Consider the following 21131-nt stretch of genomic DNA (forward strand, 5'->3'; position numbering starts at 1 on the left):
AGTACTCACCTTTCGAACCTCCGTCGGACGGCCTCGCCATGGGCAGGCAGGTTCTCGGCCTGCGCCAGCGTGATCACGTAACCGGACACGTCCTTCAGCGCCGCCTCCGTGTAGTCGACGACGTGGATCCCCCGCAGGAACGTCTGCACGGACAACCCGCTGGAGTGCCGCGCGCACCCGGCCGTTGGCAGCACGTGATTGGAGCCCGCGCAGTAGTCACCGAGACTCACCGGAGACCAGCCCCCCACGAAGATTGCACCGGCAGAGCGGATCTGGTTCGCGACCGCAGATGCGTCGATGGTCTGTATCTCGAGATGCTCCGCGGCGTAGGCGTTGACCGTTCGAATGCCCGCTTCGACGTCGTCGACGAGCACGATGGCCGACTGGCGTCCGGTCAGCGCCGCGGTGACCCGCTCGCGGTGCACAGTCGTCTGCAATTGAGCGGCGACCTCGACGTCGGTGGCGTCGGCGAGCGCGGCACTGGTCGTGACGAGCACGCTGGCCGCCATTTCGTCGTGCTCGGCCTGGCTGATGAGGTCGGCCGCGACGTGTACCGGGTCGGCCGAATGATCGGCGAGGATCGCGATCTCGGTGGGTCCCGCCTCGGCGTCGATGCCGACCTGCGAGCGGCAGATCCGCTTGGCCGCCGTCACGTAGATGTTGCCGGGACCGGTGATCATGTCGACCGGGGCAAGCTCGGTTCCATCGGTGTCGGTGCCACCAAAGGCGAGCAACGCGACGGCCTGAGCGCCGCCGACCGCCCATACCTCGTCGACGCCGAGCAGCGCTGCGGCCGCGAGGATCGTCGGGTGCGGCAGGCCGTCGAAGTCGGCCTGCGGCGGGCTGGCGATCACCAGGGAGTCCACTCCCGCGGTCTGCGCGGGCACCACGTTCATGATGACGCTCGACGGATACACGGCGTTGCCACCCGGCACGTACAGGCCGACGCGTTCGACGGGCACCCAGCGTTCGGTGACCGTCGCCCCTGGCGCGAGCGTCGTGGTGGTGTCGGTGCGCCGCTGGTCGGCGTGCACCTTCCTGGTCCGATCGATCGCGACTTCGAGGGCAGCACGCACGTCGGGCGCGAGTTCGTCCAGCGCAGCCTGCAGGCGGGCCACGGGGACGCGGACGGTGTCGGGGCGCACGCCGTCGAACGTCTCGCCGTATTCAAGGGCTGCGACGGCACCGCGGGCGATGACGGCGTCGACGATGGGTCGCACCTTCGGGACGACCGCGTCGACGTCGACTCCGCCCCGCGGCAGCACCGCTCGAAGGGCTGCCGTCGACAGCTGTTGGCCCCGAAGATCGATGCGGCCCATCGCGACGAACGGCGCCGGAGCCGCTCCGGCGGCGACATCCCTACCATCAGACGAGGCATTCACGCCGTCTATTGTCCCAGAGCAGTACAAATCGAATTCGGGAGCCGCCATGTCCGCGTCATCGTCGAGGCAAGACCACCCCAACAACGCCCCAGGCGTCCCCATGCTCATGCCGGTGTGGCTGGAGCGCTTCCAGATCAAGTACGTGAACCCGATGCTCCGCCCGCTGTCGAAGCGGTTGCCGGGCTTCGCGGTGATCAAGCACCGCGGACGCACCTCCGGCAAGGACTTCGAGACCATCGTCACCGCCTACCGCAAGGACGATCTGGTGGCGATCGGGCTGATGCACGGCAAGACCAACTGGGTCAAGAACGTGCTGGCGGCGGGCGAGGCCGACATCCACGTGGGGCGCAAGGACCTGCACCTGGTCAACCCGCGCGTGCTACCGGCGGGCACCGTCGATCCGGCCCTGCCACGCGTCGTTGCCAGGCTCGCGCAGCGCCAGGGCACCTTCGTCGCCGACATCGCGTGAAACTCGCTTGAGCTGACCCGCCGCCAGCTGCGAGACTTCGGGTCATGGCGTGGCAAGTGTGGCTGACGTTCATCGGAGCGGCCATCCTGATCGCAGTGTCGCCCGGTGCCGGCGCAATCCAGTCGATGGCCACCGGCCTGACGTACGGCGTCCGCCGCGGCTACTGGAGCATCCTGGGCCTCGAGATCGGGCTGATGCTGCAGCTCACGTTGGTTGCGCTCGGCCTCGGTGCGATCGTGACCGGTTCGATCGTGGCGTTCAACATCGTCAAGTGGGTGGGCGTGGCGTACCTCCTGTATCTCGCCGTACGGCAGTGGCGGACCGCGACGCGCGACCTTCGGGAGCAGCTCGACACCTCCGCCGACCGTGGACGGACCGCACTCGTCGTCCGCGGATTCCTCGTCAACGCCACCAACCCGAAGGGGCTGGTGTTCTTCCTCGCCGTGCTGCCACAGTTCGTGGTGCCGACCGCGCCCCTGCTCCCCCAGTACCTTGCGATCGGCGCGACGATGGTGGCCGTCGACCTGGTGGTGATGGGGCTGTACACCGGTCTGGCGGTGCGGTTGCTGCGCTGGATGCACACGCCGCGGCAACAGACCGTCGTCAACCGGACCTTCTCCGGCCTGTTCGCGACCGCAGCCGTCGTGTTGTCACTGGTGCGTCGCGCTGCCACTGCATGAGGTCTACGCGTTACGCGTGAACACCGTCTTGCCGGTCATCGCGGGCCATGCGGTGTCGGCTTCCTCCCACGGCACGATGCGCTCGACGACGGGACCGAGATCACTTGTCGTCGAGAGCAATTCGAGGATCTCGGGGATCACCTTTCGCGCGTTGACCCGGCTAGTGACGAACTGCACGCCCCTTGTGTACATCGCGAGCAGCGGGAGCTCGACCGGTTGGAGATAGAGGCCGGTGTCGGTGCACACGCCGTCGGGCCACGTGGCACGCAGGGTGGCCGACAGCAGTTCGGGATCGGCCGTCGTGTGCACGGTGACCGGGTAGGGATCCCACGACCTGTCGGGCTTGGGCCTGTCGTGGACGGTCGCGCCCAGCTTCTCGGCGACGGCCAGGCGTCCCGCATCGGTGTCGACGTAGTCGACGTGAGCGCCGATGGCCGAGGCGAAGGCCGCCGCGTAGAGCCCGATCGACAGCCTTCCCATGACGAGTACGCGGCGCTCGGCGTCGTCGAGCGCGGCGAGTCGTGACCGATACGGGCCTACCGTGCGCCAGCCGTCGGGGATGTTGTCCGACATCGAGGCCACGCTCACCGGGTCGATGGCATGGGGCAACGGCACGAGCATGGCGTCGGCGAATGGGACCAACACCAGGTCGGCCATGAAACCGCCACCGTCGAGGCCGGCAATTGGCGCCATCCCGTACATCGCCATCAGCGGCAGTGACGCGCACGAACCGGTGGCGCCGCGCAGACAGGCGGTGCAGGTGCCGCAGTTGAGCTGGAACGGCACGATGACCCGGTCGCCCACTCGGACACTGGTCACGTCCGCGCCGACCTCGACCACCTCGGCCACGCCCTCGTGCCCCAGCGCGTGGCCGGGTGCCATCGCCAGCCCACCCTGCGAAACCCAGACGTCGAGATCGCAGCAAGCCACCGCCAGCGGACGGACCAACGCCTGCGTGGTCGCCTTGATCACCGGATCCGGCGCGTCCTGCCAACTGCACACGTCGGGTCCTTCGAGCATCAACTGCCTCATGACGCCGTCCTTCTTTAGTGGTCGCTCAACTATTCTTGAGCGATCTTTCTAGTATTGCAAGTACTATTTCGGAATGCCCCGCCCAGACCGCAGCCGCGCCGCCCTCATCGAGAGTGCGGCCCTGTTGTTCCGGCGCCAGGGGTACGCCGCGACCGGCGTCAACCAGATCCTGGAATCCGCCGACGTCAAGGCTGGCTCGCTCTATCACCACTTCCCCGACGGAAAGGCCGAGCTCGCGGCCGCGGTGGTCGACGGGGTCGGTGCGGACGTCACGCGCCTGCTCCGCACGTTCCTCGCGTCGGATGCGGCACCCGCCGACATCGTGTGCCGCTGGATCGACCTCCTGGCCGACGGGCTAAAGGGTGACCAGCGTGACGGCTGCCCGATCGAACCGATCGCAACGGAGTCCGTCAACGCCAGCCCCATCGTCCGGGCGGCCTCGGCGCGCGCGTTCGAGGGGTGGGTGACCGCCGTCGCCGAGCGGCTCACGGCTGACGGATGGTCCGCCGACTCGGCCAGGCCGGCCGCGCAGGCGGTCATCGCGCTGATCGAGGGCTCGCTCGTGCTGTCCCGAGTCGCCGGTGACCGAGCCGCACTCGATGCGGCCAAGGGCGCGGCCCGCACGTTGCTCGACCATCCGCCGACCGTGGGATGACGATCGGGCCGTCGGCTACTTGCAGGCTTCGGTGATCTTCACGTTCAACGCGTCGGCATGGCTCAACCGCGCCGCTTGGTCGGGATCGGTGTTCAGGGCCCCCGCAATCGAGGCCGCGCCGATGTCCATAAGCGTGTTGCCAAAGTCTCGGATGTCCGTGGCGAGCTCCGTCGGCGTAGCCGGATCAAGTCGATTGATGAGGTACTGGCCACCGTTGGACAACGACAGGCGGGCATTCGCTGCCACGGCAAGCGAACCCGTCACGTCGGCATCGCCGCCGGGACTCTGCAGGTTGGTGTTCAACGAAACCCCCTTGCGCACTAGCTCCGTCGCGGCACACGTCGACGCCTTCGCGTCCGCCTGCTGGCTCGCGCCGTAGCCGGACCCGGCGACCGGCTTGAGCGTGGGACGGAACGCCGCCCACCCCGCCAGTCCGAGTGCCGCGAGCGCGACGATCAACGCGATGACCGATACCGCACCTCCGCGCCGCGGTGCGACCGGTGCATTGGCGGTAGACAGGGCCATGGTCGGTTGCTCGTCGTTGCTCGACATGCGCCAGACACTAGTCGGTGCGCCAACGCGCCAAGCCGGTCGACGCGACGGGTCAGACGTCGAGGCCCACGTCGAGCACCCGCACCGAGTGAGTGAGGGCGCCAACGGCCAGAAAGTCGACGCCGGTGCCCGCATATTCGGCTGCGTTGCCCAGCGCGAGCCCACCCGACGACTCGAGCAACGTGCCTGGCGCACGCGCGTCGCGGCGCTGCACCGCGATCTGCGTCTGCCAAATCGGAAAGTTGTCCAGCAGAACGAGTTCGACGTGCTCGCCGAGGATCTCGTCGAGCTGTTCGAGCGAGTCGACCTCGACCTCGCACGGCACGTCGGGAGCCGCGGCACGAACGGCACTCAGGGCTTCCCGCACCCCGCCGGCGGCGGCCACGTGGTTGTCCTTGATGAGCGCGGCGTCGCCAAGACCCATGCGATGGTTCACACCGCCACCGAGCCGCACCGCGTACTTCTGCAATAACCGCAGTCCGGGCAACGTCTTTCGGGTATCCCGGATCTTGGCGTGGGTGCCATCGACCGCAGCCACCCAGGCGGCCGTCGCGGTGGCGATGCCACTGAGGTGACAGACCAGGTTGAGCATCGTGCGCTCCGCCGTCAGCAACCCGCGTGTGTCGGCCTCGACGGTCAAGAGCGCGTCGCCGGTGTCCAATCGGGTGCCATCCTCGACCCGTCCGGTAACCCGGTAGCCGTCGATGCCCAGTACCTCGTCGAGCACCAGCAGAGCGATGTCGACACCTGCGGCAACTCCTGGCTCGCGGGTGACCATCCGTGCCGTCGTCGTCGCGTCCGCGGGCACCGTGGCCAGCGTCGTCACGTCCGGGCCGTAGCGCAGATCCTCGTCGAGGGCCCGAGCGATGGTGGCCCTGGCCTCCGTCAACTCGTTCTCCGTCAGCGCCATCAGCACGCCACGGTCGCGGTCTCGGCGACGGCTGGTGCGCCAGCCGAGAGTCGCACCGTGGTGCTCACCGCCATCGCGGGATTCGTGTGTAGATGGTCGGCGCGGTGATGACAACCGCGGGTCTCCACTCGCTCGAGCGCGGCCGCGACGACGGCCCCGGCAGTCGCCGTCAAGGCTGCGTCCTCCAGCGCCGCGCGGTTCCCCAACGGCGCCGTGGGCGCGTGCTCGACGAGCTCGGCCAATCGGCGGAGCCCTTCGGCATCACGCACGACCGAGGCATCGCGACTCATCGCGTGCTGCAAGTCTTTGCGTGCCAATATCATTCGCCGCTCCGGTTCCGATCCGGTGGCGCGGGACGGGCCCGCGTCGACCGCGTGCTGGGCTGCGGCCACCCCAGCGCGGTTACCCACCACCAGGCCTTCGAGCAGGCTGTTCGACGCAAGCCGGTTCGCACCGTGCATGCCCGTGCGCGCAACCTCCCCCGCGGCGAACAATCCCGCCAGCTCCGTACGACCGTGCACGTCGGTGACGACTCCGCCGCAGCTGTAGTGCGCGCCCGGGACCACCGGAATCAGTTGCCGGGTCGGATCGATCCCTGCGGCCAGACACGCGGTGGTGACGGTCGGGAAACGCCCGGCAAAGCCGGCGATCGAACGTGCGTCGAGAAAGACGCAAGGATCCCCGGCTTGCGTCAACCGTGCGTCGATGGCAGCTGCCACCACGTCGCGCGGCGCCAGGTCGCCCATCGGATGCACGCCTGCCGTGACGGACTTCCCGCGAGCGTCGACGAGCACCGCACCCTCGCCGCGGATGGCCTCGGTGATCAATGGCCGCCTGCCGCCTGCCTCGCCGTCGAACAACATGGTCGGATGGAACTGGATGAACTCGATGTCGCTGACGCCGACGCCTGCCCAGAGCGCCAACGCGATGCCGTCGCCCGTCGATCCCTCCGGGTTGGTGGTCGCCGAGTAGAGGTGGCCAAGCCCGCCCGTGGCGAGGATCACCGAAGGCGCGTGTACGACGCCGAGCCCGTCCTCGTTGCGCACCAACACGCCGGTGACCGCGCCTGCTTCGTGAAGCAGTTGCAGCGCAACGTGATTGCGCCGGATGTCGAGGGTTACCGCGGCCCGGTCCAGCGCCCGCTGGACCTCTGCACCGGTGGCGTCGCCGCCGGCATGAATGATGCGCCGCCGCGAATGGCCGCCCTCACGGGTCAGCGACCACTGCCCTGGGGCCGATTCGTCGAAGCGCGCACCGTCGTTCACCAACTCCGCGACTGCCGCGTAACCGTCAGCGACGATCGAGGTCACCGCCTCGGGATCGCACAAACCGCCGCCTGCTGCCAAGGTGTCGGCGACATGCGTCTCGATGGTGTCGTCGGTGTCGGGTACGACGACGGCTATGCCGCCCTGCGCGTGAAAAGTGGCCGTCGCCCCTTCTTTCTGGGAAGCCTTGCTCAGCACCACGACCCGGTGCCCGCGACGATGCACGGCGAGTGCAGCCACCAGGCCCGCCACGCCAGTACCGACGACGACGACGTCCGCCCGCTGTTGCCAGACCCCGAGGCCGCCGCAGGCGGCACCAATCCCCCGGGTCGCTTCGCTCTTGCTCCCTGGGGCCGTCATTCTCCGCCGCCAGGCTGGCCGATCTCGATCATGCGTTGCACGCTGGCGCTCGCCAACCGGGCGGTGTCGAGGTCGACGTGCACCTCGTCGGCTCCCTCGATCAGGCAGCGCAGCAGCGCTGCCGGGGTGATCATCTTCATGTACTTGCACGACGCCCGGTCGTTGACCGCCAGGAACTCGACATTCGGTGCAGCCCTGCGCAATTGATGCAGCATCCCTACCTCGGTGGCCACCAGCACCTGACTTGCCGTGGTCTCGCGCGCAGCGTCGAGCATGCCGCCGGTCGACAGGATCTTCACCCGCTCCTCGGGCACTGCGCCCTCCCCGGCGAGATACAGCGCGGAAGTGGCGCAACCGCATTCGGGATGCACGAACAGTTCAGCCCTGGGATGGGTGCGCGCTTTCTCGGCGAGCTCGTCACCGTTGATGCCGGCGTGTACGTGGCATTCGCCTGCCCACACATGCAGGTTCTTGCGACCGGTGACCCGACGGACGTGCGCACCGAGGAACTGGTCCGGGCAGAACAGCACCGTGCGGTCCTCGGGGATAGAGGCCACGACCTCGACGGCATTGGACGACGTGCAGCAGATGTCGGTGAGTGCCTTCACCGCGGCCGTGGTGTTGACGTACGAGACGACGACGGCGTCGGGAAACTCGTCCTTCCACGCGCGCAAATCGTCAGCCGTGATCGAGTCCGCCAAGGAGCACCCGGCCCGCTGGTCGGGGATCAGCACCGTCTTCTCGGGGCTGAGGATCTTCGCGGTCTCGGCCATGAAGTGCACGCCGCAGAACACGATGGTGTCCTCCGGGGCTTCCGCGGCGATGCGCGATAGCGCGAGCGAGTCACCGACGTGGTCGGCCACGTCTTGAATCGCGGGCAGCTGGTAGTTGTGCGCGAGCAGTGTCGCGCCACGTTGCGTGGCGAGCCGCCGAACCTCGGCAGCCCACTCCTCGTCGGCGACGACCCCGCTGAAGCCGGAGGGGCCGTCAGTTATCTGCGCGGCCCATCCGCGACGTGACTCCGAGGTGCGGTCCAACACCGTCATTGCCGTCTCCTTTGATCCTAGGAGGTTTTCGACTTATGATCGAAAACATGCCCAATCGTAGCACTGCCCACGAAGTGCTCGCCGTCGTCTTCCAAGTTCGGCAGCTCTCGACCCGAAATCCGCAGCTGAGCGTGCTGTTGTGGGAGCGCGCGATGGAACCCGAGCGCGGAGCCTGGTCACTGCCCGGTGGCCAGCTTCGCGACGACGAAGACATGCGGAGTTCAGTCCGTCGTCAACTTGCCGAGAAGGTCGACCTGCGTCAGGTCACCCATCTCGAGCAACTCGCAGTGTTCTCCGAACCGGAGCGAGTGCCCGGTGCCCGCGTCATCGCCTCGACATTCCTCGGGCTGCTGCCCTCCCCCGCGGTCCCGGAGCTTCCACCGGACACCCGCTGGCATCCCGTGGATGCGCTGCCCCCGATGGCGTTCGACCACCGTCAGATGGTGATCAACGCTCACGCCCGGCTCGTCGCCAAGCTGTCCTATACCAACATCGGCTTCGCGCTGGCACCAAAGGAATTCGCGTTGTCGACACTGCGTGACATCTACAGCGCCGCACTTGGGCACCAGGTCGACGCGACTAACCTGCAGCGCGTGCTCGCGCGTCGCGGCGTGATCATGCCGACCGGGACCACGGCCAGATCGGGCCGTAGCGGTGGACGTCCCGCCGCGCTCTACCGGTTCGCGGAGAACACCTACCGCGTCACCGACGAGTTCGCTGCGCTGCGCCCGCCGACGTGACACGCGGCCCCGAGATTGGTTTTTAAGGTTTCGTTAAGAGAGAATGCCCGGATGGACCTTGGCAGTGCAGCCAGATCGAGCGGCGCCGAATGGATCGGGATCGCTCCTCATGAGGAACTGGTGCCCAAGTCGCGGCCACTGCTTCCGGACGTCGATCCCTTCTACGCACCGCCGCCGGGCTTCGAGCATGCCCGGCCCGGCACCGTGCTGCGATCGCGTGACGTCGAACTCGCCTTCATGGGTCTCGTCCCGCAGAAACTGGCAGCGATCCAACTGCTCTACCGCACCACCGACCTCAACGGCGACCCGCAGGCGACCGCCACCACGGTCGTCGCTCCCTCGGATCGGACCAACGAGCGGCCCTGCCCGATCGTGTCCTACCAGTGCGCCATCGACGCGGTCGCCGCGCGCTGCTTCCCGTCCTACGCGCTGCGGCGCGGCTCCAAGGCCGTCGGGGCGTTGGCCCAGTTCGAGTTCCTCTTGATCGCGGCCGCGCTCGCCGAGGGCTGGGCGGTCTCGGTGCCCGACCACGAAGGCCCGCACGGTATTTGGGGAGCGCCCTACGAACCCGGCTACCACGTTCTTGACGGAGTTCGCGCCGCGCTGAACTACACCCCACTCAAGCTCTCGCCCGCCGCTCCCGTCGGACTCTGGGGCTATTCCGGCGGAGGCCTGGCCACCGCATGGGCGGCCGAGGTGCACACCGACTACGCACCCGACGTCAACGTCGTCGGGGCGGTGCTCGGGTCTCCCGTCGGCGACCTCGGACACACGTACCGCCGGCTCAATGGCACGTTCTTCTCCGGACTGCCCGCAATGGTCGTCGCGGCACTGTCCCACGTGTATCCGGACCTGGATCGCATCATCGCCGAGCACGCCACCGACGAGGGCAAGGCGATGCTCAAGAAGGTCGAGCGCATGACGACGGGGCAGGCGGTGCTGAGCCTCATCCGCAAGGACATGGACGATCTGGTCGACTGGCCCCTCGAGCGGATCCTCGCGACCCCCGAAGTCCGGCACGTGTTCGAGAGCATCAAGCTGGGCACCAAGGCGCCGAGCATCCCCGTGCTGATCGTCCAGGCGGCGCACGACGAGTTGATCTCTGTCGAGGTGATCGACGAGCTCGCAGCGGCGTACACCGCGGGCGGAACCGACGTCACCTACCACCGCGACGCGTTCAGCGAGCACCTGCTGCTGCACCCGCTCTCGGCGCCGATGGCGCTGCGTTGGCTCCGCGACCGTTTCGCCGACCGACCCGTCTCGACCCGTCGGACCCGCACGAAGTGGCCGACGATGCTGAATCCGTCGACCTACCGAGGCATGCTCCGGCTCGGGCTGATCAGCGCGAAGGTGATGACGGGTCGAAGGGTAGAGCACCAGCCGCTGTCGGAACTGGATCAGTAAGCCCTACATAGCGCGGCTCCACCGGCGGCCACGCGCCGAGGTCGTCGCGCCTGGCTGACAGCGCACATATCGCGTACACCAGCGCCGCGATCCCAGCCGGGAACAGGATCGTCGTCGCGATCTGCCACGGCGAGTGCCCGAAGAACACCCCGGGCGCCTCGAACACGTAGTGCACCCGATGCTCGGGAGTTACGGGCGCCCCCGCGACATCGACCGTTCCGTAGCGCCAGTGCACGAGCAGCGCACCCACTCCGGTGGCCACGCCTGCGGCGGCAGTCAGTCCAAGCGACAAAGCCGCGACCATGAGCGGGCCGCGGTGGGGGCGCAACTTCCACACCAGCGCCGCGGACACCACCGCGAGCACGAACAGAAATCCCACCATCTCGATTGCGGCGATGAACAAGTGGTCGGCCTCGTCGCCGACGTACCCGCGCACCCGGTCGCCGTCCTTGGCCAATGCCACGACACTCTGGACCGATGGCGCGAGCCACGCCCACAACAAGCCGACGAGCACACCGGACAGCGTCAGTCCGACGACCACACGAATGGCGACAGTAAGATTCGAAACGTACGGTGACTCAACGGTATTGGCGGATACTACCGGCGGAATCACAATGTCGGCGCCATCCGTTGCGACAGGCGATTGTTCCGGCGCAGCTTCAGAGACTTCTGGCGAGGCCACCGGCTCATCCGACGCGTTCAACTGCGCACCCGGCTCATCGCTTCTCCTCCAGGTCCTTCGAATCCAACTCACCGTGCCGCGAACACTTCGCCGCCCACCCGTCCGGACGCACCTGAACGATCATCCTCCGGCCGCACTCGGCGCAGAATCTGGGCGGCTCGAGGCCCAGCTGAGCGGCGGCGGGAACCACTCCGCCCGCTGGCGCACCGGTGTAGACGTTGAACTTCGGGTCCATCGCTAGATGCTGGCGTTGAGCGCCTTGATCGGCATCTGCAGATCAGTGAGCAGCTCGAGATCGGCCTCCGCGGGCCGGCCAAGGGTGGTCAGGTAGTTGCCGACGATGACGGCGTTGATGCCGCCGAGGATGCCCTGCTTGGCACCCAGGTCGCCAAGAGTGATCTCGCGGCCCCCGGCGAAGCGAAGCATGGTGCGCGGCAACGCCAACCGGAATGCGGCGACGGCCTTCAGCGCCTCGGCTGCAGGCAGCACGTCCAGGTCGCCGAACGGCGTCCCGGGACGGGGATTGAGGAAGTTCAGCGGCACCTCGTGCGGGTCGAGCTCGGCCAGGTTGGCCGCGAACTCGGCGCGCTGCTCGAGCGTCTCCCCCATGCCGAGGATGCCGCCGCAGCACACCTCCATGCCGGCCTCGCGCACCATTTCCAAAGTGGCCCAACGCTCTTCCCACGTATGGGTGGTGACGACGTTGGTAAAGAAGGAACGGGCCGTCTCCAGGTTGTGGTTGTAGCGGTGCACGCCCATCGCGGAGAGCCGGTCGACTTGCTCCTGGGTGAGCATGCCGAGCGAGCACGCGATCTGGATGTCGACCTCGTTGCGGATCGCTTCGATGCCCGCGGCGACCTGAGCCAGGAGCCGCTCGTCCGGGCCGCGCACCGCGGCGACGATGCAGAACTCGGTGGCACCGGACTTCGCGGTCTGCTTCGCGGCCTCGACCAGGCTCGGAACGTCGAGCCAGGCGCTGCGCACCGGCGATGCGAAGAGCCCCGACTGGGAGCAGAAGTGGCAGTCCTCCGGGCAGCCGCCGGTCTTGAGGCTGATGATGCCCTCGACCTCGACCTCGGGGCCACACCACTTCATCCGCACGTCGTGGGCCAGCGCCAGCAGGTCCTCCAGCCGGTCGTCGTCCAGTTGCAGCACCGCAAGGATCTGCTCCTGGTTCAGCCCCTCACCACGTTCGAGGACTTGGTCCCTGGCCAGACCCAACACGTCTGTCGCTGCCTGCGTCACTACGGCGTACCTCCTGAAATTCAGACTTGAACGGTGTTTAGGATACAGGCGTGCAGTTGCACCAAAGCGACGTGGTTCAGGCAGCGACAGCGCTGCTCGATGGATATGGCATTGCCGACCTGACGATGCGCAGGCTCGCCCGTGAGCTGGAGGTCAGCCCCGGGGCGCTCTACTGGCACTTCGCCAACAAGCAGCAACTGCTGGGGGCCGTTGCCGATCGCATCCTGGCGCCCGCGCTGGCCGACGGCGAGGCGACGTCCTGGCAGGGTGACATCACCGATGGCTGCCGACGACTGCGCGATGCCTTGCTGTCGCACACCGACGGCGCCGAACTGGTCTCGGCGAGCTTCTCGGCGGGTCATTCGCAGGCCATGACGCAGCTCCTGACGCGACTGGCCAACGCTGCGAAGGATGCGGGTGTCGAACCGGTTCACGCCGAACTGGCCGCCCGCACGATCGTCTACTACGTGCTCGGTTTCACCGTCGATGAGCAGTCCCGGCTCCAGTGGGATGCCGCGGGCGCCGAGCTGCCCGCAGAGCAGTCGGTGTGGGCGCAGAACGCGACGGAACGCTTCGCCTTCGGTCTCGACCTGCTCGTCACTGGCATTTCGGTGCGCCTGCAATTGAACTCGTAGGGCGAACGTCGTTTCAGCCGATGTGATGCTCGACGCGGGAGTCCCCATCCCAGTGCCGCAGCCCAGCCGCGCCGGCGTCGATGTCCGCAGTGACGCTCGCTACCCCGAACACCCGCGGTAGCTCGGCCGCAGCCACCCGCCTCGCAAGCGTCACGTGGGCCGTCCAGTCGCCAGGCTCGGCATGCGGCAACGGCGCCGGCGACATGAACGGCAGGCACGCTCGGTAGACCTCCGCGTGCAGCGCGAGCAGTTCGTCCGAGGGCACGACGAGTCGTACCAGCGTGAACGGTCCGCTGCCGAACAACATCGGGGCGCCGATCCGGCAGGCCAGCGGGAGCCGCGACAGCACCGGCACCAGCACGTCGTCGACGTCGTTGGTCATCTGTTGGGCGACAACCAGTGTGACGTGTGGCCGGTTGCTCGGCGACTTCACGGCGGCCTGGCTGCGCACTCCGATGGCGCCCAGGTCGTCCCACACCCCGCGTATCCGCGCGTCGGTATCCGCATCGAAGACGAGTTCGACGGAGTGGACCACGTCAGCCCACCAAGCTTGCAAGCCAACGCGGATCGAACGCCGATGTGCTCATCGCCGCGAACTCCTCCGCCGTCGATGTCCCCACGCCAGCGGGCAACACGGCACGTACCTGGTCGAGGCGGCCGAGGGCAGCGCGGTTGTCGCGTTCGGCGATGCCGGGTTCGGCAGGCCACGAACCGATCACCAGTCCCGCGGACGAAACCCCCTTGGCGGCAAGCGCTTCCAGGGTCAGCGCGGTGTGGTTGAGCGTGCCCAATTCGGGTCCGACGACGATCAGCACCGCTGCGCGCAAGTCGACAGCGAGGTCGCGCAGCGTCACACTTGCCGCGCCGAGTTCCACCAGCAGCCCGCCTGCACCCTCGACCAGGGTCAGCCGATTAGCGGCGTCCGCCCCGCCGACGGCGGCCAACAACTCATCGCGGGTGGGCAACGCCGATCCGGCGCGTCCTGCTGCTGCCACCGGGGCCAGCGGCTCCGGATAACGCCAGCCCCCGTGCAGTTTCTGCACTCCGGACAACCGACCGACCTCGGCGAGATCGTCGTCACCGTCGACGGTTCCGGTCTGGACGGGCTTGCACACCGCGACGTCGAGGCCTGCCGACCGCGCCGCACTGGCGAGCGCAGCAGTTGCGATCGTCTTGCCGACCCCGGTACCGGTGCCAGTGATCAGCAGCACGCTCATGCGCGCGCGGTCTCGAGCACTTCCGCCAAAACCTCACGCGCAAGGGTCATTTCGTCATCGGTCAGCGATGCGCGTGCGGTCAGGCGCAAGCGCGAGGTACCCGCGGGCACCGTGGGCGGGCGGAAGCAGCCGACCCTTACGCCACGATCCAGGCACGCCACGGCCGCCCCGAGCGCAACCTCGGGCTCACCGAGGATCACCGAGACGACAGCCGACTCGGGGCGATCGTCGGCTCCTGCGATGAGCGCGAGTGTTCGGGCGTGGTCGAGCACCGCCCGCGCACGCCATGGCTGCGCCCTCAGCACCCGAAGCGCCGCCCGGGCCGCGCCGACTGAAGCAGGGGCAAGCCCGGTATCGAAGATGAACGGGCGTGCAGCGTCGATCAAGTGGTCGCGCACGATGCGCGGACCCAACACCACTCCGCCCTGGCTGCCCAACGCCTTCGACAACGTGGTCGTCATCACCACGTCGGGTGCGCCCGCAAGCCCGACTTCGTGGAGCAAGCCTCGGCCGCCGCTGCCGCGGACGCCTAGTCCGTGTGCCTCGTCGACGATCAACAGCGCGCCGTGTCTGCGGCACGCGTCGTGCAGGGCACGCAGCGGGGCCAGCGCGCCGTCTGCGCTGAACACCGAGTCGGTGACGACGACGGCGCGCTCCTCGGTGCGGCCGCGCAGCGCGTCCTCTACGGCGTCGACGTCCCGGTGCGGGGTGACGGCCACCTTGGCCCGCGACAGCCGACAGGCGTCGACGAGCGAAGCGTGCGTGAAGGCGTCGGACACCAGTAGCGACCCCGGTCCCGACAATGCGACCACGGCACCGAGGTTTCCGGTGTAACCCGAAGAGAAGACCAGTGCCGATTCGGCGCCGACGAATTCGGCCAACTCGGATTCGAAGGTCTCGTGCAACTCCGTATTGCCGGTGACCAACCGCGAACCGGTCGACCCTGCGCCCCAGGTTCGCAACGCGTCGACACCACCCTCGATGACGTCGGGGTGTTGCGATAGGCCCAAGTAGTCGTTGGAGGCGAGGTCCAGTTCGGCGCCGACCGGCGCGCGGGTGCGAAGCGCGCGGCGCAGTCCGGCTTCCCTGCGCTGCTGCTCGACCTCGTCCAGCCAGGCCAGCGGCGAGATGCCTGCGCGTGTCACTGGGTGCTCCTTGCTCAAGACTTGAACACCGTTCAGGTTAATGCATGCGCGACGGCGACCATCGCCGAGGTGAGCTGGTCGACCTCGTCGGGCGTGCAGATGTACGGCGGCATCGCGTAAACGAGGTTTCGGAACGGCCGCAGCCACACTCCGTGCTGCAGCGCCGTCGTCGTCGCCACACGCAGGTCGACGGGACGCTCCAACTCGATGACGCCGATGGCGCCGAGCACACGGACATCCGCCACCCCGGGCCGCCCAACGGCGGGAGCCAACCCGTCGCGCAGGCCATGCTCGAGCGCCGAAACCCTTGCCGGCCAATCGGACTCCAGCAGAAGCTCCACCGAAGCCACCGACACCGCACAGGCCAACGCATTGGCCATGAACGTCGGACCGTGCATCAGCGCGCCAGGTTCACCGGAGCTGATCATGCCCGCGATTTCCGCCGAACACAGCGTTGCCGCCAGCGTCAGATAGCCCCCCGTCATTGCCTTGCCGACGCACATGATGTCTGGACTCACGCCCGCGTGGTCGGCCGCGAACAGCGCGCCGGTGCGGCCGAACCCCGTCGCAATCTCGTCGAATATCAACAGCACGTCATGACGCGTGCACGCGTCGCGCAGGTCGGTCAGGTAGCGCGGATCGTGGAACCGCATGCCGCCCGCGCCCTGCACCACGGGCTCGACGATGACGGCGGCAAGTTCATCGGCATGCTCGCCGAGTTGACGTTCGAAGGCGGCGCTGTAATCGGGGTCGTACTCGCGCGGCACTGCCGGCGCGAACACCTGCGGCACCAGGACGTCCGTCCAGATCGAATGCATTCCCCCGTCGGGGTCGCACACGCTCATCGGGGTGAACGTGTCCCCGTGGTAACCGCCGCGCCACGTCATCAGCCGATGCTTGGCCGGCTTGCCGCGACTGCGTTGGTATTGCAGCGCCATCTTGACCGCCACTTCGACCGAAACCGAACCCGAGTCGCTGAAGAACACGGTGTCCAAACCGTCCGGTGTGAGCTGCACCAGCAGCTGCGCCAGGCGCGCAGCGGGCTCGTGGGTCAGGCCGCCGAACATGACGTGGTTCATCGTCGCCAACTGCGCGGTGAGTGCGGCGTCCAGAACCGGATGGCCGTGTCCGTGGATTGCCGTCCACCACGAACTCATGGCGTCGATGACCTCGACATGTCGCCCTTCGTCGACGACGGTGATCGAGGCGCCCTTCGCCGCTACCGCGACCACCGGCGCCATCGACTCGGCGCCGATCGTGCTGTACGGATGCCACACGTGCGCGGCGTCGATCGCACTGATCTGAGCGGGAGTCAACGCAGGCACCCGGTCATCATCGCGTCGGTCGGCTGTTGAAGGCAAAAGCGTCAACTGCTCGTCGCGCAACCGCTCGCGGACGAACAAAACAGCGCAGTTCGGTAGATTGGCCGTCGACCATGATGACCCTCGCCCCACCCCGGCCTGCAATGGGCACGCGCAAGTCGGGCTTCTACCGGCATGACCTCGACGGCCTTCGTGGCGTTGCCATCGCGCTCGTCGCGATGTTCCATATCTGGTTTGGGCGGGTGTCCGGCGGCGTCGACGTGTTCCTTGCGCTCTCCGGTTTCTTCTTCGGCGGCAGGTTGCTGCGGGCCGCACTGGCACCCGGGGGGTCACTTGCCCCTGGTCCCGAGGTTAAACGCCTGGTTCGACGCCTGGTGCCCGCGCTTGTCGTGGTGCTCGCGGCGTGCGCGGTACTGACGATCCTGGTGCAGCCCGAGACCCGCTGGGAAGCCTTCGCCGACCAGAGCCTGGCGAGTCTCGGGTATTACCAGAACTGGGAGTTGGCCAACACCGCGTCCAACTATCTGCGCGCTGGCGAGGCCGTCAGCCCGCTGCAGCACATCTGGTCGATGTCGGTGCAGGGCCAGTTCTACATCGCGTTCCTCGCGCTGATCTTCGGATGGGCGTACCTGTTCCGAAAGCGGCTCGGCAGGCATATGCGGACGTCGCTGATCGTGTTGCTGAGCGTGCTGACGATCGCGTCGTTCGTATACGCGATCTTCGCCCACGCGGCCGACCAGTCGACGGCGTACTACAACAGCTTCGCCCGGGGCTGGGAACTACTGCTCGGCGCGCTGGTCGGTGCATTGGTCCCCTATGTGCGGTGGCCCATGTGGCTACGGACGACGGTCGCCACCGTTTCGTTGGCGGCGATCCTTTCTTGCGGCGCGTTCATCGACGGGGTCAAGGAGTTTCCCGGGCCGTGGGCGCTGGTTCCCGTCGGCGCGACGATGCTGTTCATCCTCAGCGCCGCAAACAGGGCCAGCGATCCGCACCTGGGGGGTTCGGCGACCGACCACATGCCCGCCCCCAATCGGCTGTTGGCCACGGCGCCGTTCGTGTCGCTGGGCGCGATGGCGTACTCGCTCTACCTATGGCACTGGCCGTTGCTGATCTTCTGGTTGGCCTATACGGGCGAAACCAGGGCGGACTTCCCTACCGGCGCCGGCGTGCTGCTCGTGTCTGGCGTGTTGGCGTGGCTGACGACGAAGTACGTGGAGGACCCGCTGCGCTACCGCATGCCCGCGGCACGTCCTGCTCCCGTGATCGTGCCGATGCACACCCGTTGGCGCCGTCCCACCATCGTCTTGGGCTCGGTCGTGACGCTGCTCGGTGTGGCGCTGACGGCCACGTCGTTCACGTGGCGCGAGCACGTGACCGTTCAGCGTGCCAACGGCAAGGAACTCGCGGGACTGTCGGCGCACGACTATCCGGGGGCGCGTGCGCTGCTGAACAACGCGAAGGTACCGAAACTCCCGATGCGTCCAACGGTGTTGGAAGCCAAGGACGACATCCCCGAGTCGACTACTGAACATTGCATCAGCGACTTCGACGACATCACTGTCATCGACTGCACGTATGGCGACAAGTCAGCCACCCGCACGATCGCATTGGCGGGCGGCTCACACGCCGAGCATTGGATCACCGCCCTCGACGTGCTTGGGCGCACTCATGGCTTCAAGGTCAAGACCTACCTGAAGATGGGCTGCCCGCTCACCACCGAGCAGAATCCACTGGTGATGGGCGACAACCGGCCCTACCCCAAGTGCCGCCAGTGGAACGACGTGGTGATGCCCAAGCTGATCGCGGACCACCCCGACTACGTGTTCACCACGTCGACGCGGCCCTGGAACATCAAGGACGGCGACGTGATGCCAGGCTTCTACATCGGCATCTGGCAGGAGTTGTCGGACGCCGGAATTCCCATTCTGGCCATGCGCGACACCCCGTGGCTGGTCAAGGATGGAGAGCCCTTCTTCCCCTCCGATTGCCTGGCCTCCGGCGGCGACGCCATCTCCTGCGGCATCAAGCGCTCCGAGGTACTGTCCGACCACAACCCCACTCTGGATTTCGTCGCGCAGTTCCCACTGCTCAAACCGCTCGACATGAGTGATGCGGTGTGCCGGGCGGACTACTGTCGTGCTGTGGAGGGAAATGTGTTGCTGTACCACGATTCTCATCACATCTCGGCCACCTACATGCGCACGATGACCAACGAACTCGGACGACAGATCGCTGCCGCGACCGGCTGGTGGTGAGCATGGTCTCCGCCATCTGGCCAGGTACCGCGTACCCACTTGGCGCGACCTACGACGGGGCAGGCACCAACTTCTCGCTGTTCTCCGAGGTCGCCGACAAAGTCGAGCTGTGCCTGATCGACAAGGACGGCACCGAGGAACGCATCAACCTCGACGAGGTCGACGGCTACGTGTGGCATGCCTACCTGCCCACCGTGACGCCTGGCCAACGCTACGGGTTCCGCGTACACGGCCCGTGGGATCCCGCCGCCGGACACCGCTGCGACGCAAGCAAATTGCTGCTGGATCCCTACGGCAAGTCATTCCACGGCGACTTCGACTTCAGCCAGGCGTTGTACTCCTACGACCTGAAAGCCGACGACCTCGCCTCCGGCGGCACGCCACCCATGCTCGATTCGCTGGGCCACACCATGACGAGCGTCGTGATCAACCCATTCTTCAACTGGGCCTCTGATCGCTCACCCAACACGCCGTACCACGAGACCGTCATCTACGAGGCCCACGTCAAGGGCATGACGCAGACGCATCCCGGCATCCCCGAAGAACAGCGCGGCACCTACGCGGGCCTCGGCCATCCGGTGATCATCGATCACCTCAAGTCCCTCAACGTGACGGCGATCGAATTGATGCCCGTCCATCAGTTCATGCACGACCACCGGTTGATCGACCTGGGACTGCGGAACTACTGGGGTTACAACACCTTCGGATTCTTCGCACCGCACTACCAGTACGCGGCAAACCCCAGTGCGGGCGGCGCGGTCGCAGAGTTCAAGAGCATGGTGCGCGCGTTCCACGAGGCCGGTATCGAGGTGATCCTCGACGTCGTCTACAACCACACCGCCGAAGGCAACCACCTTGGACCGACGGTCAACTTCCGCGGTATCGACAACGCGGCCTACTACCGGCTGCTCGACGGAGACCTGAAGCTGTACAAGGACTTCACGGGTACCGGCAACAGTCTCAACGCCCGACATCCGCACACCCTGCAGCTGATCATGGACTCGCTGCGGTACTGGGTGCTCGAGATGCACGTCGACGGCTTCCGATTCGATCTGGCTTCCACGCTCGCCCGCGAGTTCTACGAAGTGGACCGGCTGAGCGCGTTCTTCGATCTGGTGCAGCAGGATCCGGTCATCAGCCAGGTCAAATTGATCGCCGAGCCGTGGGACATCGGCGAGGGCGGCTACCAGGTCGGGAACTTCCCAGGTTTGTGGACCGAGTGGAACGGGAAGTACCGCGACACTGTGCGTGACTACTGGCGGGGCGAACCCGCAACCCTCAACGAATTCGCCTCCCGGCTCACGGGCTCTTCCGACCTCTACGAGGCAACGGGCCGTAGGCCAAGTGCGAGCATCAACTTCGTCACCGCCCACGACGGGTTCACGCTGGCGGATCTGGTGTCCTACAACGAGAAGCACAACGAGGCCAACGGCGAGGACAACCGCGACGGCGAAAGTCACAATCGCTCGTGGAATTGCGGCGTCGAAGGACCCACCGACGATCCCGACATCCTCGCGCTACGCGCGCGGCAAACGCGCAACGTCATGGCGACACTGATGATCAGCCAGGGCACGCCGATGATCAGCCACGGCGACGAGCTCGGCCGCACGCAGCATGGCAACAACAACGTGTATTGCCAGGACTCCCCGGTCGCGTGGATGGACTGGTCGATGTGCGAGACCAACGCGGACCTGGTGGAGTTCACCCGTCGGGTGACCGCGCTGCGCAAGGACCATCCCGTGTTTCGCCGCCGACGGTTCTTCGACGGCAAGTTGATTCGCAGCGGCGACGAGGACGTCCGCGACATCGCCTGGCTGACCACGGCGGGTATACCGATGACACCCGAGGACTGGAACTCAGGCTTCCAATCCGTTGCGGTGTTCCTCAACGGCGACGTCATCCCCTCCCCCAACGCCCGTGGTGAACGAGTCGTCGACGACACGTTCCTGTTGTGCTTCAACGCCCTCGCCGACCCCGTCAAGTTCGTGACGCCGGACGCGACATACGCCGCCGAGTGGACCGGAGAGCTCGACACGGCTCACCCGACGGGCAACACGGACTTGGTGCTCAAAACGGGCGAGTCGTTGCCCCTGGCAGGAAGATCGGTAATCATTCTGCGCAAGACGGCCTGA

Annotated in this window: 21 protein-coding genes; 8 read left to right on the top strand and 13 right to left on the bottom strand. The window is 67.0% G+C overall.

Annotation, left to right across the window (positions count from 1 at the left end):
- Positions 1 to 5: 5 nt before the first annotated feature.
- The gene (gene hisD / locus SLQ30_RS00560; protein WP_319445556.1) at positions 6 to 1319 is read right to left on the bottom strand and encodes a histidinol dehydrogenase; all 1314 of its coding nucleotides are present in this window, start codon (positions 1317 to 1319) and stop codon (positions 6 to 8) included.
- A gap of 109 nt (positions 1320 to 1428) precedes the next feature.
- Here hisD and SLQ30_RS00565 point away from each other — a divergent pair, with 109 nt between their 5' ends.
- Together SLQ30_RS00565 and SLQ30_RS00570 are read left to right on the top strand one after the other, a co-directional pair.
- A complete protein-coding gene (locus tag SLQ30_RS00565) occupies positions 1429 to 1851 on the top strand; it encodes a nitroreductase family deazaflavin-dependent oxidoreductase (RefSeq protein ID WP_319444899.1) in 423 nt (140 codons plus the stop codon).
- A gap of 44 nt (positions 1852 to 1895) precedes the next feature.
- On the top strand, positions 1896 to 2531 hold the full coding sequence (locus tag SLQ30_RS00570; protein WP_319444900.1) for a LysE family transporter: 636 nt from the start codon (positions 1896 to 1898) through the stop codon (positions 2529 to 2531).
- 3 nt (positions 2532 to 2534) lie between these two features.
- Here SLQ30_RS00570 and SLQ30_RS00575 read toward each other — a convergent pair whose 3' ends face one another.
- Positions 2535 to 3563 carry a zinc-dependent alcohol dehydrogenase gene (locus SLQ30_RS00575; protein ID WP_319444901.1) on the bottom strand — a complete coding sequence of 343 codons (1029 nt, stop codon included), beginning with the start codon at positions 3561 to 3563 and terminating at the stop codon, positions 2535 to 2537.
- A 73-nt stretch (positions 3564 to 3636) separates the two neighbouring features.
- Here SLQ30_RS00575 and SLQ30_RS00580 point away from each other — a divergent pair, with 73 nt between their 5' ends.
- Complete coding sequence (locus SLQ30_RS00580; protein WP_319444902.1) at positions 3637 to 4218, top strand: TetR/AcrR family transcriptional regulator; 582 nt, start codon at positions 3637 to 3639, stop codon at positions 4216 to 4218.
- A 15-nt stretch (positions 4219 to 4233) separates the two neighbouring features.
- Here SLQ30_RS00580 and SLQ30_RS00585 read toward each other — a convergent pair whose 3' ends face one another.
- Genes SLQ30_RS00585 through nadA form a run of 4 tightly spaced genes read right to left on the bottom strand, consistent with a single transcriptional unit; the run spans position 4234 to position 8351 of the window.
- Positions 4234 to 4770, bottom strand: coding sequence for a hypothetical protein (locus SLQ30_RS00585; RefSeq protein ID WP_319444903.1), 537 nt, complete (start codon positions 4768 to 4770; stop codon positions 4234 to 4236).
- 52 nt (positions 4771 to 4822) lie between these two features.
- The gene (nadC, locus tag SLQ30_RS00590; protein ID WP_319444904.1) at positions 4823 to 5680 is read right to left on the bottom strand and encodes a carboxylating nicotinate-nucleotide diphosphorylase; all 858 of its coding nucleotides are present in this window, start codon (positions 5678 to 5680) and stop codon (positions 4823 to 4825) included.
- Positions 5680 to 7305, bottom strand: a complete 1626-nt coding sequence (locus SLQ30_RS00595; protein WP_319444905.1) for an L-aspartate oxidase — start codon at positions 7303 to 7305, stop codon at positions 5680 to 5682. The genes nadC and SLQ30_RS00595 overlap by 1 nt, the downstream gene beginning before the upstream one ends.
- On the bottom strand, positions 7302 to 8351 hold the full coding sequence (gene nadA, locus SLQ30_RS00600) for a quinolinate synthase NadA (protein ID WP_319444906.1): 1050 nt from the start codon (positions 8349 to 8351) through the stop codon (positions 7302 to 7304). Before nadA ends, SLQ30_RS00595 begins: the two co-directional genes overlap by 4 nt.
- 47 nt (positions 8352 to 8398) lie before the next feature.
- Between nadA and SLQ30_RS00605 the strand changes: the two genes are divergently transcribed.
- Together SLQ30_RS00605 and SLQ30_RS00610 are read left to right on the top strand one after the other, a co-directional pair.
- Entirely contained in the window at positions 8399 to 9091 is a 693-nt protein-coding gene (locus SLQ30_RS00605; protein WP_319444907.1) for an NUDIX hydrolase, read from the top strand.
- Between the two features lie 51 nt (positions 9092 to 9142).
- Entirely contained in the window at positions 9143 to 10495 is a 1353-nt protein-coding gene (locus SLQ30_RS00610) for a lipase family protein (RefSeq protein WP_319444908.1), read from the top strand.
- Here SLQ30_RS00610 and SLQ30_RS00615 read toward each other — a convergent pair.
- From SLQ30_RS00615 to bioB, 3 genes are all read right to left on the bottom strand, one after another.
- Complete coding sequence (locus tag SLQ30_RS00615) at positions 10431 to 11036, bottom strand: DUF2567 domain-containing protein (RefSeq protein WP_319444909.1); 606 nt, start codon at positions 11034 to 11036, stop codon at positions 10431 to 10433. The genes SLQ30_RS00610 and SLQ30_RS00615 overlap by 65 nt on opposite strands.
- 175 nt (positions 11037 to 11211) lie before the next feature.
- Positions 11212 to 11412, bottom strand: a complete 201-nt coding sequence (locus tag SLQ30_RS00620; protein WP_319444910.1) for a hypothetical protein — start codon at positions 11410 to 11412, stop codon at positions 11212 to 11214.
- Positions 11413 to 11414: 2 nt separating this feature from the next.
- The gene (gene bioB, locus SLQ30_RS00625) at positions 11415 to 12422 is read right to left on the bottom strand and encodes a biotin synthase BioB (RefSeq protein ID WP_319444911.1); all 1008 of its coding nucleotides are present in this window, start codon (positions 12420 to 12422) and stop codon (positions 11415 to 11417) included.
- A gap of 50 nt (positions 12423 to 12472) precedes the next feature.
- Between bioB and SLQ30_RS00630 the strand changes: the two genes are divergently transcribed.
- Positions 12473 to 13057 (top strand): TetR family transcriptional regulator, encoded by a 585-nt coding sequence (locus SLQ30_RS00630; protein WP_319444912.1) that lies wholly within the window; start codon positions 12473 to 12475, stop codon positions 13055 to 13057.
- A gap of 13 nt (positions 13058 to 13070) precedes the next feature.
- Here SLQ30_RS00630 and SLQ30_RS00635 read toward each other — a convergent pair whose 3' ends face one another.
- The 4 genes from SLQ30_RS00635 to SLQ30_RS00650 are packed head-to-tail and all read right to left on the bottom strand — an operon-like array spanning position 13071 to position 16744.
- Positions 13071 to 13592 carry a 2'-5' RNA ligase family protein gene (locus SLQ30_RS00635; protein WP_319444913.1) on the bottom strand — a complete coding sequence of 174 codons (522 nt, stop codon included), beginning with the start codon at positions 13590 to 13592 and terminating at the stop codon, positions 13071 to 13073.
- Between the two features lies 1 nt (position 13593).
- Positions 13594 to 14274: a dethiobiotin synthase gene (gene bioD, locus SLQ30_RS00640; RefSeq protein WP_319444914.1), complete on the bottom strand. Its 681-nt coding sequence runs from the start codon at positions 14272 to 14274 to the stop codon at positions 13594 to 13596.
- Positions 14271 to 15419, bottom strand: a complete 1149-nt coding sequence (locus SLQ30_RS00645; protein ID WP_319444915.1) for an 8-amino-7-oxononanoate synthase — start codon at positions 15417 to 15419, stop codon at positions 14271 to 14273. The genes bioD and SLQ30_RS00645 overlap by 4 nt, the downstream gene beginning before the upstream one ends.
- 32 nt (positions 15420 to 15451) lie before the next feature.
- Positions 15452 to 16744, bottom strand: coding sequence for an adenosylmethionine--8-amino-7-oxononanoate transaminase (locus SLQ30_RS00650; RefSeq protein ID WP_319444916.1), 1293 nt, complete (start codon positions 16742 to 16744; stop codon positions 15452 to 15454).
- Between the two features lie 110 nt (positions 16745 to 16854).
- On the opposite strand from SLQ30_RS00650, the gene SLQ30_RS00655 reads away from it, so the two are divergent.
- Together SLQ30_RS00655 and glgX are read left to right on the top strand one after the other, a co-directional pair.
- Positions 16855 to 18999, top strand: coding sequence for an acyltransferase family protein (locus SLQ30_RS00655; RefSeq protein WP_413467892.1), 2145 nt, complete (start codon positions 16855 to 16857; stop codon positions 18997 to 18999).
- A gap of 2 nt (positions 19000 to 19001) precedes the next feature.
- Entirely contained in the window at positions 19002 to 21131 is a 2130-nt protein-coding gene (gene glgX / locus SLQ30_RS00660) for a glycogen debranching protein GlgX (RefSeq protein ID WP_319444918.1), read from the top strand.

Source organism: Mycobacterium sp. RTGN4, assembly GCF_033804635.1.
GTDB lineage: Bacteria > Actinomycetota > Actinomycetes > Mycobacteriales > Mycobacteriaceae > Mycobacterium.